At 72.8% G+C, this 13,015-nt stretch carries 5 protein-coding genes; 4 read left to right on the plus strand and 1 reads right to left on the minus strand.

Going from position 1 to position 13,015, the window contains the following annotated elements; genetic code table 11:
• The first annotated feature begins 57 nt into the window (after window positions 1-57).
• The 4 genes from Cba03nite_RS18000 (at window position 58) to Cba03nite_RS18015 (ending at window position 3,046) form a co-directional block, all read left to right on the plus strand.
• On the plus strand, window positions 58-714 hold the full coding sequence (locus tag Cba03nite_RS18000) for a class I SAM-dependent methyltransferase (protein WP_203747217.1): 657 nt from the start codon (window positions 58-60) through the stop codon (window positions 712-714).
• Between the two features lie 41 nt (window positions 715-755).
• Window positions 756-1,856, plus strand: coding sequence for a sensor histidine kinase (locus Cba03nite_RS18005; RefSeq protein WP_203747220.1), 1,101 nt, complete (start codon window positions 756-758; stop codon window positions 1,854-1,856).
• Window positions 1,853-2,515 carry a response regulator gene (locus tag Cba03nite_RS18010; RefSeq protein ID WP_203747223.1) on the plus strand — a complete coding sequence of 221 codons (663 nt, stop codon included), beginning with the start codon at window positions 1,853-1,855 and terminating at the stop codon, window positions 2,513-2,515. The genes Cba03nite_RS18005 and Cba03nite_RS18010 overlap by 4 nt, the downstream gene beginning before the upstream one ends.
• A gap of 111 nt (window positions 2,516-2,626) precedes the next feature.
• Entirely contained in the window at window positions 2,627-3,046 is a 420-nt protein-coding gene (locus tag Cba03nite_RS18015) for a hypothetical protein (protein WP_203747226.1), read from the plus strand.
• A gap of 95 nt (window positions 3,047-3,141) precedes the next feature.
• Here the strand turns inward: Cba03nite_RS18015 and Cba03nite_RS18020 are convergent, their stop codons facing one another.
• Window positions 3,142-12,897 carry a calcium-binding protein gene (locus Cba03nite_RS18020; RefSeq protein WP_203747229.1) on the minus strand — a complete coding sequence of 3,252 codons (9,756 nt, stop codon included), beginning with the start codon at window positions 12,895-12,897 and terminating at the stop codon, window positions 3,142-3,144.
• Between the last annotated feature and the right edge of the window lie 118 nt (window positions 12,898-13,015).

Raw genomic sequence — 13,015 nt, forward strand, 5'->3', positions numbered from 1 at the left:
CGAACTTTGCGCTCCGGCGGCGCGGAAGCGCAGGCTGGGAGCTGGAGGTGGTCAACCATGACCCACGCGCACGACGCGCACGAGGCACCCGACCTCGACGTCTTCTTCACCGCCGAGTTCTGGGACGAGCGGTACGGCTCCAAGGAGCGGATCTGGAGCGGCAACCCGAACCCGCACCTGGTCACGACCGCCGCCGAGCTGGCCCCGGGGACGGCGCTCGACGTGGGCTGCGGCGAGGGCGCCGACGCGGTGTGGCTGGCGGACCGGGGCTGGCGGGTCACCGGCGTGGACGTGTCGGCGGTGGCGCTGGGCCGGGCGGCGATCGCGGCCGAGGCGGCGGGCGTCGCCGACCGGACCACCTGGCTGCGCGAGGACCTGCTGGCCTGGGCGCCTGAGCCGGCCGGGTTCGACCTGGTGTCGGCGCAGTTCATGCAGACGCCGGAGCCGCTGCGCACCGCCCTGCACCGCAGGCTGGCCGCCGCCGTGCGGCCCGGCGGCACGCTGCTCATCGTCGGCCACCACTTCTCCGACCTGGAGACCACGGTCGGCCGCCCGCACATGCCGGAGCTGATGTTCACCGCCGAGCAGGCCGCCGCCGCGCTCGACCCGGCGGCGTGGGAGATCCACACGACGACCCCCTCGCGCGAGGTCACCGACCCCGACGGGCGGCCGGTGGTCGTGCACGACGCGGTGCTGCGGGCGGTCCGCCGCTGATCGTTTGACCCGCCCCGGCCGCACCGGCGACAGTGGACGGTGTGAAGCGTGCCCTCGATCTGCTGACCGTGGCCGCGTACCTGACGCTGCTCGCCGGGACCGGCAAGGCGCACGACGCGGTCGCGGCGCTGGTCCTGGGCGCCGTCTACGTCGCCGGCGCCACGGTCGGCTTCGCCTGGGTGCTGCGGCGCGCACGGCGCGGGACCAGCATCGCGTACGTGATCACGCAGCTCCTGCTCGGGTACGCCGTGTTCGTCGCCTCCTGGGCGGCGGTCGGCGCGGTGCTGCTGCTCCTGGTGCTGGTCAGCCACAGCGTGCTGCTGCTGTCCCCACCGTGGACGCTGGCCCTGGTCGTGCTGGTGCCGTTCGCGCACACCGGCATGGCGTGGCGCGACGCGTTGCGCGAGGGTCTGGGCATGCTGGCCGCGGCCGCGTTCGCCGCCGTGCTGACCCATCTGATGGTGCGCGAGCAGCGGGCCCGCACCGAACTGGCCGCCACGCACGAGCAGCTGCGGGCGTACGCGCTGCAGGCCGAGCGGCTCGCGGCGGTGCAGGAGCGCAACCGGGTCGCCCGCGACATCCACGACGGCCTCGGGCACTCGCTGACCGTGGTCCAGATGCAGGTCAAGGCGGCCCGCGCGGTGCTCGCCACGGACCCAGGCCGGGCCGACGCGGTCCTGGCCAAGGCGCAGGACCAGGCCGAGCAGGCGCTGGCCGAGGTACGCCGCTCGGTCGGCGCGCTGCGCGAGCCCCGCACGGCCGTGCCGCTGCCCGAGGCGCTGCGCGAGCTGGTCGCGCTGGCCTCGGCCGCGGGCGTGCCGACCAGCCTGGACGTGACCGGGCAGGCCCGCCCGCTGGAGCCCGCCGCGGAGGAGTCGCTCTACCGCGCCGCGCAGGAGGGGCTGACCAACGTGCGCAAGCACGCCCACGCCAGCCGGGCCGCGCTGGTGCTCGATTACACGGGCGAGGCGGAGGTGCGGCTGGAGGTCCGCGACGACGGCGCCGGTCCCGCCGGCGACCCGCACGACGGCGGGTTCGGCCTGGTGGGGGTACGCGAGCGCGCCGCGTTCGCCGGGGGGCGGATGAGCTTCGAGCCCGTGCCCGGCGGCGGCGCGGCGCTGCGGGTGGCGGTGCCGGGATGAGCGCCGGACCGGTGCGGGTGCTGCTCGCCGACGACCAGGCGCTGTTCCGCGAGGCACTGGCGATGCTGCTCGGCGTACGCGACGACATCGAGGTGGTGGGCGAGGCGGGCGACGGCGCGCAGGCGCTGGACCGCGCGGCCGAGCTGCGCCCCGACGTGGTCCTGATGGATCTGCGCATGCCGGTGCTGGACGGGGTCGCCGCCACCCGCCGGATGCGGGCCGAGCAGCCCGGGGTGCGGGTCATCGTGCTGACCACGTTCGACGACGACGAGGAGGTGTTCGCGGCGCTGCGCGCCGGTGCGGCGGGCTACCTGCTCAAGGACGCCTCGTCGGCGCAGCTGGTGGACGCGGTGCACGCCGCCGCGCGCGGCGAGGCCGTGCTGCAGCCGTCGGTGGCGGCGAAGGTGGTGGCCCAGTTCGCCCGGCTCACGCCCGAGCCCGCCGCGCCACGGCCGCAGCCGCTGGTGGTGCCGCTGTCCGAGCGGGAGCTGGAGGTGCTGCGGCTGCTCGCGGGCGGCCGGTCCAACCGGGAGATCGCCGCCGCGCTGTTCCTGGCCGAGGGCACCGTCAAGAACCACGTGACCAGCGTGCTGGGCAAGCTCGACGCCCGCGACCGCACCCAGGCGGCCCTGCGCGCCCGCGACCTCGGCCTGCTGTGACCGGTCGCGCAGTCGCGCGGCGGTGAGCTGCTCGGGTCACGGCACGGGGTGACCCCGGGGCATGACGTTCGGCACCTGACCGCCGCGCCGGCACGGCCGACGATGGACGGCATGACGACCTCCACATGCGACAAGGACCCCGCCCACGCGCCGCGCTCGGCGGCCCGCAAGAACCTCCGCTTCGCGCTGCACTACCTCGAGATGGTCGTGGCCATGTTCGTCGGCATGTTCGCGCTCGGGCCGCTGTGGTCGTGGGCATGGCCGGGACTGGACGCGCTGCCCGCGGTGGACGCGGTGGTCATGGCGACGAACATGACGGTCGGCATGGCGGCGTGGATGCGGGTGCGGCGCCACTCGTGGCCGCAGATCGCCGAGATGTCGGCGGCGATGTACCTGCCGTTCCTGGTGCTGCTGGTGCCGTACTGGCTGGGTGTGCTGTCCGCCCACGGGCTGATGATGGGCGGCCACGTGATCATGTTCCCGGCGATGCTGGCCGCGATGTTCTGGCGGCTGGACGAGTACCGGCACTGACCCGCCGGCCGGTGGGGATGATCGCGAGTTCGTGTCGAAACGTGTGGTCTGACCATAGGTTTCGACACGAACTCGCGATCATCCAGGCGGGTGAATCAGTCGGTGCAGCTGGTCGGGTCGTCGAAGTGGCCGGGGGTGGCCGGGTAGGCGCTGCCCGAGCCGTGCGAGTTCTCGCCCGGGTAGGTCAGTGCCAGTTCGAGGTACGCGGAGGTGCCGGACGTGGTCGCGTCGGTGGCCGACCTGCCCGCGCCCGCACCCCAGGCCAGTTTCTGCAGGAAGTTCTGCATGCTCGGGCTGTGCTGGCGGACGTCGTTGTAGCCGCCGTAGGCCGCGTTGCAGTGGGTGTAGAGGTTGTAGGCGCCGTTCCAGTCCAGCAGCCGATCGCCCGGGTTCGGGCCGTTCTGGGCCACGTTGCCCTGCAGGACGTCGCGGTCCCAGCCGCCGTAGAGCCAGTCGGTGCCCTGGTGGTGCTGGTTGTCGGCGGGGCTGCCGTCGGTCATGTCGGTCATCTCGAACCAGGCGCACGGGTCCACGGTCACGCTGCCGGTCGTCTGCGGCCACGGGTTCGTGGTGCAGGACGGGTACGTGCCGCGCGGCTTGAAGTCCAGCATGTCCGAGCCCAGGTTGCCGGCGACGGCCGGGCCGCTGACGGCGCCCGCGCCGCCGAACACGTGGTCGACGAACCGGTCCCGGTCGCCGCGCGCGGACGGGTCGAACACGCCGGCCTTGAGGCAGTCCACGGTGGCCGCGTCGAAGACCGGGTCGCAGCCCTTGCCGCCCCACAGCACGTCGGCGCCGCCGCCGCCGAAGATCTCGTCGCCGCCGCTGTCGCCGTTGACCAGGTCGTCGCCGAACCCGGCGTGGATGTCGTCGGCACCTGTGCCGCCGCGGATGCGGTCGTCACCACCGTTGTGGTAGCCGTCCCGCGGCATCGGCGCGCTGGTGGAGCCGCCGATCCAGGTGTCGCCGTCGGTGTCGTGCAGCAGGTCGGCCCGCCGGTCGTAGTAGCCCGCCCGGAACCCGGTGTAGGTCTCCTGCGGCGTGCCGCTGACGGTGACGGTGAAGCCGAGCGCCGCGACGTCGTCCGGGTTGAGGTGCTGGTTCACCACGCCGCCCCGGTCGCCGAGGATGGCGTCGTCGCCCGCCTCGCCGTACAGGGTGTCGGCGCCCAGCTCACCGAACACGTCGTCGTCGCCGTCGCCGCCCCGGATCGTGTCGTCGCCGTCCTGGCCCCAGAGGCCGTCCTGACCGGCGTCGCCCCACAGCTGGTCGGCCCCGAACGAGCCGGCCGGCTCGCAGGTGGCCTGGGCCGTGGTGCAGAACCTGGTCGACGGGCCGGGCAGGGCCGGGTCGTGGGTACGCGCGACCGTCGCGTCCGCCGGGACGGCCCCGGCCGGGTAGCGCTCGGTGTAGACACGCTCGGCCGTGCCGCCGTTGATCAGCGTACGCAGCAGCGAGCCGTCGTCGCCGAGGATCACGTCCGCGCCGCCGTCGCCCTGGATCAGGTCGGTGCCGTCGCGGAAGCCCTGCCGTGACGAGCCGCCGATCAGGTCGTCCTGCCCATCCGGGGTGACCGTGCCGATCAGGTCGGCCGCGGCCGAGGCGCTGCCGGGCCAGCCGGGATCGGCGAGCGCGGTGACCGGCGCGTGCCCGGCCGCGGCCAGCGGCAGGTCGCCGCGCAGGGTGTCGGTGCCGCCGTTGCCCTCCAGGTAGTCGCCGTCGCCGTCGCCGGTGAGGGCGTCGTCGCCGTCCTGGCCGTAGGCCGCGTCGACGCCGTGCCCGCCGCTGACGCGGTCCCCGCCGCTGCGGGTGGCGTCGGCCGGGGCGGTGAGGTCGTACATCGTGACGGTGCGCGCCGCGATCGGCTGCCCGCCGGTGCCCAGGCGCACGGTCGCCGCGGTGGGCTGCTCGCCGCCGAGCGGCCGCAGCACGACGCCGTTGTCGCCGAGGGCCACGTCGGAGCCGGGGCCGCCCCAGATCGCGTCGGCCTGGTCGGGCTGACCCTTGCCGGTGGTGTCCTCGGTGGACGAGCCGCCGACCAGGTCGTCGTCGCCGCCGTCGCCCTCGATCCAGTCGGTGCCGGGGCCGCCCTCGGCGTAGTCCTGGCCGGACCCGCCCAGCACCCGGTCGGCACCGGCCTGGCCGTAGGCGACGTCACCGTCGAGGCCGCCGTCGATGTAGTCGTTTCCGCTGGTCCCGGCCACCGGGGTGAAGCCGAGGTCGAGCAGGACGACCCGCCGCGCCGGGAAGTCCCGGCCCTGGGTGACCCGGGTCGGGGTGCCGTCGGCGAAGACCTGGGCGTTGTCGCCGAGGATCAGGTCCGCGCCGCCGTCGCCGTAGAGGAGGTCGCCCGTGTCCGGGCGGCCGGTGCCCGCCGACGCCTCCTGCGAGGAGCCGCCGATGATCGTGTCGAAGTCGCCGCCGCCGCGGACGGTGTCCCCGGCGTTGTTGCCTTCGAGGTGGTCGTCGCCGTCGCCGCCGAGCACGGTGTCGGCCGCCAGGCCGCCGTAGGCGATGTCGTCGCCGGTGCCCGCATCGATGACGTCCGGGCCGCCGGCCGCCGGCACGCTGCCGTCCAGGTCGTACGGGAACGGCCCCATGTCGCCGATCTTCGCGGTGCCGTTGTCACCGATGATCCGGTCGTCGCCGCCCTCGCCGAACAGCTGGTCGCCGGTGTCGGCGTCGGTGGCCGTGCGGCCGCCGCCGTAGAGCACGTCGTCGTGCTCGCCGCCGAAGATCCTGTCGAAGCCGTTGTCGCCCTCGATCGTGTCGAGGCCGTCGCCGCCGTACGCGGCGTCGTCGCCGTCGTTGCCGAAGATGGTGTCGTCGGCGGCGTCGCCGAAGACCTGGTCCTTGCCGAGGCCGCCCCAGGCGCGGTCGGCGCCGTCGCCGAGGTGCAGCACGTCGTCGCCGCGCTGGCCGCAGGCCCGGTCGTCGCCGCCGCCGAGGTCGGTGCGGTCGTCGCCGCCGCCGGCGCTGACCACCTCGATCCCGCTGCCGCCCAGGATCAGGTCCCTGCTGCCCTGGTCCTCGGCCGGAGGCTGGGCGCCGGAGCTGTACGAGTCCACGCACAGCTCGTCCGGCAGGTGCTTGTCGCCGAAGATCGTCGAGCCGCCGTCGCCGCCGATGACGTGGTCGCGGCCGAGGCCGCCGACGAGCAGCTTGGTCTGGCTGGTCACGCCGCTGGGCAGCGGCTCGTGGGTGACCGTGCGGGCCGTGCCGAAGCCGTCGTCCACGGGGCTGGCCGCGGTCTCCACCCGGGACGGTTCGGCGATGACCCAGTCGTCGCCCGGGCCGCCGTAGATCTCGTCGGTGCCGTAGCCGCCGATGAGCACGTCGGCGTTGCCGTACCCGCTGATCTTCGCGGTGGTGCCGTTCGGCGAGTGCGAGGTGACCAGGTCGACGCCCTGCGAGCCGGTGACCGTGTCGGTGCCGCCGCCGGTGTCGACCTTGTCGACGTCGGTGCCGGGGCCGTAGCCGTCGTCGTCGACGGTGTCGGGCACGGCGGTGCTGTACGTGTAGATCTTGTCGTCGCCCTTGCCGCCGCTGATCGTGTCCGAGCCCTGGCCGCCGACGAGGGTGTTGATCCCGTTGCCGTGCTTGTCGTCGACGTTGACGCCGATGACGTCGTCGCCGTCGTTGCCGTACACCTTGTTGGCGCCGTGGCCGACGGCGATGTGGTCGCCGTCGCCCGCCTCGCCCAGGGTGGCCGAGGTCGGCGGCTGGTGCAGCTTCGCCGGGTCCCAGTCGACGACGCCGCTGAGGTCGACCTCGCCCTGCGGCGTGGTCACCTTGACCTCGCCGGGCCGGGCGCTGATGGCCAGGTCGCCGTCGCCGGAGACGATGTCGTCGCCCTCGCCGGTGGTGATGACGTCCTTGCCGGGGCCGCCCGCGACCCAGGAGACGGTCATCGGCCTGCCGTCCCTGGGTGCGACGTCGCCGGTGGTGATGATGTCGTCGCCGTCGCCGCCCTGCACCCACGCGTTGCCGGCGCCGGTCTTGATGCGGTCGGGGCCGGGCGTGCCGACGACCACCGCGTCCAGCTCGAACTGCGAGGTCACCGTGCCCGCGTTGTTCTGGGCGGTCTTGCTCTTGTCACCGTCGCCGAGGAACGTCAGCGCCATGCCGGACTCGGCCGCGTCGAAGTCGCCGGTGAGGCGGCCGTCGACGACGACCCGCTTGATGCCGGCGTTCGGGAACACCTGGCGGCGGCCCAGCGACTCCACGGCCACGCCGTCGAAGTCGTCGTCGGCCTCCTGGCCCAGTTCCTCGTCCGCGTAGTGCAGCTCGTAGACCTTGACCACGTCGCCCTTGTTCTTGTTGTCCCACACGGCGTGGCCGCGCTGGGCGGGCTTGCCGAAGCGGCCCGCGAAGACGATCAGCGTGTCACCGTGCACCGCGCCCAGCTCCGGCGGCGGCGGGTCACAGTCCGGCTGTGCCTTGAAGTCGAGCAGCACGGCGTTGACCAGGGTGAAGTCGAAGGTCTTGGAGAACAGGAACAGGTTGATGGTGATGTAGACCTTGAGGAACACCGACAGCTGGCCGCTCACAGTGAACAGGCAGATCGGGTTGACCTGCAGCCGTTGCAGGAACTCGCTGGTGCGGAACTTGCCGTCGTTGTCCGGGTCGTTCCACAGGAAGCCGATGGTCAGGCGTACGCCGCCCTCCACGCCCGCGGACACGATCAGGACGGTGACCTGGGCGCCCGCCGCGATCTCGCCCTTGAGCGTGATCACCGGGGCCGCGTTGCCCTTCTCGTCGGTGGTCTTGAAGTAGATGCCGTCGAGGATCCCGATCGCGTCCACGGCCTCGCCGTCCTGGGCGGCCTCGATGGCCGAGCGGATGCCCTTGGTGTCCAGGCCCATCCGGATGCGGGCCGAGACGGAGGCGCTGCCCGCCAGCGTGATCATGACCGGCGGCGGCGCGTACACCGGGCCGAAGCTCTGCCGCCAGGTGAAGCCGAGCGACAGCGGGCCGGAGTCGAACGACACCAGCTCGATGTCCTGCCCGAGCAGCAGGCCGAACGCGGACGCCGGGTTGTCGAAGATCGGGAAGGCGAAGCCGAGCTTCTCGGCGTTGCTCTTGCCCTCGGCCAGCGACGGCGGCTTCGCGTACAGCTTCTCGCCGTCGCTCAGCTCGTCGACCTTGTCCTTGACCGCCTGCGTGCCGACGGGGTGGTAGCCGTTGCTCTTGTCGATGAGGCCCTCGGCCGACGCCGGGGACACGGCCGTGGACAGCGCCTTGCCCGGGTTGACGAGGAAGTCGCCGAGCGGGATCAGGCAGCCGTCGCCGCTGGAGCTGCAGTTCGGGATCTTGTTCACGAACGCGATGACGTCGCGGATGCGGTCGATGAACGTCAGGTCGGGCCCGCCGGTCAGGGTGGAGAACTTGTTGGCCAGGTACACCAGGGTGATGTCCGGGCCGTCGACGGCGTGGGAGAGGTCGGACAGCACCGGGATCGGCGCGTACAGCGTGTCGATGATCGGCTGCAGCGGCCCGGTGACCTGCTTGACCTTCTCCAGCACCGGCTTGAGGATCTTGCTGAAGAAGGCGCCGACGTCGAGCTTGATGTCGGAGAAGCCGATGGTCAGCGGCTCGGCCGTGGTCGCCGACAGCGGGCCGCTGTGGTTGCCGATCCCCCACTTGAGCTTGAAGACCGCCTGGATGCCCGGCAGCGCCGAGCCGACGCCGTCGCCGGCGACCTTCGCCTTGAGCAGCCAGTCGATGTCCACGTCGGCGTCGAGCTGCACGTTGACGTGCGCGCCGATGTCGGCGAGGTCCGCCGGGGCGAGCCGCCGCGTGGCGTCGGCCGCGCAGCCGCCGTCCCAGCAGCTCGCCTCGCCGTTGTGCAGGTCGATGCCGAAGTAGGCGCTCACCAGCGGCTTGGTCGAGGCGGGGTCGCGCTTCTGCGCGGTGACCTGGATGAACGCCAGCTGCGCGTTGAGCGTCTCGTCGCTGCCGTCGCCGAGGTCGAAGGCGGCGCCGATGGCCAGCTCCGGCTTGGTGTCGTCGCCGGTGTCCCGGCCGTGGGTGGCGACGTAGAAGCCCAGCTCGCGGTCGAGGACCACGTCGAGGTGCACGCGCCAGCCGAGGCTGGCCGTGATGCCGCCGTCCTCGCCCTTGCCCGCCTTGAGCGCCAGGCCCGGGATGCCGATGTTCAGCGGGACCTGCTTCTTGAGGCAGTCGCCGGTGCAGCCGTTTTCCGGGTCGACGGTGCCGCGGGCGGCGTCGAGCTGGATGCGGATCGACTTGAACTCCTCCGCCGCGCAGGGCGAGGCGGTGGTGCAGTCGACGGTGACCTTCACGCCGGAGAAGCCGGTCTCGGCCTTGAGCGCGTTGGTGATCGCCTCGCCGACCGCGACGTTGTCGCCCGCGGTGGCCAGGGCCGGTCCGATCTTCTCCTTGACCTTCTCGCGCACGTCGGCGATGAAGCGCTGGCCCTGCTGCAGGTCGTCGCCGACCAGCGGCAGCTTGCCGTCGAAGCTGGCCAGGCGTAGCGCCTCCTCCATCTTCGACAGGTAGCCGTCGATCCCGCCGGTGAAGTCGAGCGGGTCGAGCTTGAAGGTCGCGAAGCAGCCGGTGAAGTCCGGGACGCTGGAGCCCAGCGTGTTCAGGTCCTTGTCGAGCTGCACGGCGAGCACGTTGCCGGTGCCGCCGTCCGGGGTGCAGATCGTGGAGGACACGGGCGCGTTGACGCAGATCGCGGTGCCGCTGGTGCCCGCGCCGCAGTCGACGCCCGCGGTGGTGCGGGTCAGGTCGGCGCCGAGCAGGTCCTTGAACGGGGCGTCGGCATCGAGGCCGCCGAGGCTGAAGCCCAGGTCGGCCTTGACCGTGGCCGGGTCCGAAGGCAGCTTGCCCACGGCCAGTTCCAGGGGGCCGACCTTCGCGGTCAGCGCCACGTTCGTCGCGTCGGCGGCGACGCTCACGGCGGCGTGCGAGCTCTTGTCGATCAGCGGTACGCCGTCCGCGCGCAGCGGCAGCAGCAGCCCGATCGAGGCGTCGCCCTTGACGGTGACGCCGAAGGTGCCCTGCGCGTCGACGCTGACGAGGTTGCGGGTGCCGTCCCAGCTCATCGAGAGCGGGCCGCCGGTGTGGAACTGCCGCTTCCAGGTCCACGACAGCTTCAGGTGCGGGCCGTTCGGCTTGGCGGTGTCCAGCTCGAAGCCGAACCCGGAGCCCGTGCCGAGCACCGTGTTGAGCCGGTCGACGGCGTCCTGCAGCGTCGTCGGCGGGTCGGCGAGCAGCTTGTCGACGGCGTCGGCCAGTTCCGGGCGTACGGCGTAGGCGGTGCCGTCGGACGGCCTGGTCTGCGTACCGCCGTCGAGTTCCAGGGTGGATCCGTCGACGACCTTGCTGATCTGGTAGGCGTGGCTGCCCACCACGATGGTGCGCCCGGTCAGGCGTGCACCGAACGGAGCGGCGGCGCGACCGGCGTCGACGAGGTGGAACAGACCCGTGGCACCGTCGGCTCCGTCGGTGTAGGTGACGGGCTTGCCGACGCCGCTCTCGTCGGAGCCGAGCAGCTGCTTGGCGGAGCGGCCGATGATCGGCAGCTTGGCCGACAGCGGCCCGCTGCCGGCAGACGGGTCGAGGAAGGCGTCGTTGACCTGCCGCAGCGCGGAGATCACGAGTGCCATCAGCGCCTGCGGGTCGTCGGGGTTGAAGTCGGTGGCGAACAGGTCCGACAGGCTTGACGTGTCGACGGTGGGGGCGGCGTCGGGCAGGGTCCACGCGACGTCGACGCCCACGCCGGTGCCGAGGCTGCCGGAGGCGCCGGGCACGGAGATCTTGACCTGGCCGGTCGCCTTCACCGAGACGGACGGGGCGAGCAGGTCGGCCGGCCGGGCGGGCACGTGCTGGGTGAGCAGCCTGGCGAACAGGGTGGCGAGGCTGACGTCCGCGGCCTGCTGGAACCGGACGCTGATCATGTCGGTGCCGGTGGCCGGGCCGACCTCGAGGTTGCCGCCGAGCTTCACCTTGAGGAAGCCTGCGGTGGCGTAGAAGTCGATGCCGGTGCGGATCGGGAACGCGGCCGTGAACAGCGGTACGGCCGGGTCGGTGCGCAGCATGACGCGGTCGGCGTTGACCTGCGGGTCGGTCGAGGGGCGCAGGTCGAGCACGATGGTGACCCGGGCCTGGTAGGAGGGCTTGACCTCGGCGAAGCTGGACTGGGCGTTGGCGCCGCGCAGGCCGGTCTTGCCGTTGCTGCCCGGCTTGGTCAGCGCGCCGCCGAGTTCGACGGCGCCGATGTGGGCCTCGCCGCTGCTGATCACCCAGGCGCTGGTGTCGACGGGCTGGCCGCCGACCCAGCCGGCGGCGTCCAGCGTGATCGAGTTCTTGGTGTTGGCGGTGATGGTGCCGCCCGAGGTGCCGGCGACGACCCGCTGGCCGACCAGCGCACCCTCGGTGAACTTGTCGGCGCTCAGGGTGAAGCCGGTCGGGCTGAACACCGCGCCCTTGCCGGTGACCTTGGCCGCGCCCGTGTCCAGCGGGATCCAGTCGGAGGTCCGGCCGAACTTCAGCGGGAAGGCGATCTTGTCGTCGGCCAGGATCGCGCCGCCTTCGGGCAGCGCCGCGGCGTCGAGCAGGCCCTCCTGGGCGAGCTTGGTGAACAGGTCCTGCAGGCTGGTGAAGCGCGGCTGCCCGGCCAGCGCCGGATCGTCGACGCCCTCCTGGAAGTTCGCGTCGCCCGGCTTGGGGCGGATGAACTTGCCCAGGAACGCCACCAGCTGCTCGTTGATCTTCACGGCGTCGGCCAGGGTGCCCTTGAGGAACGGCAGCTTGCGGTTGCCCGCGTGCTCGCTGGCCTGGACGCCACCGATCAGCTCGGCGACCTGGGCCAGGCCCGCGCCGAGGTCGAGCAGGCTCATGTTCTGGAACTTCGCCAGCGTCTCGTCGAGCCCGGTGGTGGTGACCGACGGCGTGCCCGTGGTGATGTCGGGCCAGTCCAGCGTGATGCCGGCGTTCACGCTGGCCGCGACGTTCAGCACCGGCGCGCCGCCGCCGGGGTCCTGCGTCGGTGCGGCCTTGAGCTTGATCTCGGCGTGCGCCTTGCCGGGCGTGGTGGTCTCGGTGAGGTCGCCGTCGGGTCCAGTGCCGATGACGCCGCCCGCGTGGTCGAACCCGACCTGCACGAGGCCGGCCAGCGACCCGGGCGCGCCGAGTTCACCGCTGCCGAAGGCCAGCCTGCCGTCGCCGTCCGGGTCGTTGACCTTGACCACGAAGTGGGCGCTGAGGTCCAGGGTGGAGGTCTGGTCGACGGCCACGCCGAGGATGCCGAGCGCGGCCTTGGCCTGGCCGGTGTCGCCCAGGTGCGCGACGGCGTCGATGTCCAGGCGCGGCGCGGCGGAGTCGCGGACCAGGTGGGCGCCGGTGCCGGACGCGTCGACCCGCAGCTTCAGGCGCAGCGTCGCCCAGCCCTCGACGCTGACCGCGTCGGCGAGGGTGACCCCCGCGGCGGCGAACTGCTGCTTGGTGAGCTGCTTGTGGTGGCGCAGCGTCAGGTCGAGGGTATGGTCGCCGTTCGGCTCGGTGGTCAGCGAGCTGTCGAGCGTGCCGCCGCCGGGCACCGGGGTGCCGTCGTTGGTGAGGTCGTCCTGCAGGGCGTCGGCGGCCCTGGCGATCAGCTGGTCGGCATCGGCGAGGCTGCCGGGGCTCACGCCGAGCAGCGGTATCGGCTGGGCGAGCCGGCCGACCTGGCCGAGCCCCTGTTCCGCCCAGTCGCCGGCCTGCGTGGCCAGCCCCTTGAGCGCCGTCTCCCATGCTTCGTCGGCGTGCGCCGGTGTCGCGTACACCGCCGCCAGCGGCAGTGCCAGCACCGCCGCGAGCGCCGTCGAAATCCAGCGTCGCACAGCCGATCCCCCCTGACCCGTTACCGCCGCCGGGCAGGCAGCGAGACGGAGCAAGAAGATCGGAGCCAACCCATCGACGACAATGGCTCTATCGAGTTGCTGACACGGAGAAGAGCCG

It is taken from the genome of Catellatospora bangladeshensis, from assembly GCF_016862575.1.
GTDB classification, from domain to species: Bacteria; Actinomycetota; Actinomycetes; order Mycobacteriales; family Micromonosporaceae; genus Catellatospora; species Catellatospora bangladeshensis.

What these genes read in the sequence shown, in the direction of transcription:
- Cba03nite_RS18010 (WP_203747223.1), top strand. Translation starts at nt 1,853, where the DNA reads ATGAGCGCCGGACCGGTGCGGGTGCTGCTCGCCGACGACCAGGCGCTG.
- Cba03nite_RS18015 (WP_203747226.1), top strand. Translation starts at nt 2,627, where the DNA reads ATGACGACCTCCACATGCGACAAGGACCCCGCCCACGCGCCGCGCTCG.
- Cba03nite_RS18000 (WP_203747217.1), top strand. Translation starts at nt 58, where the DNA reads ATGACCCACGCGCACGACGCGCACGAGGCACCCGACCTCGACGTCTTC.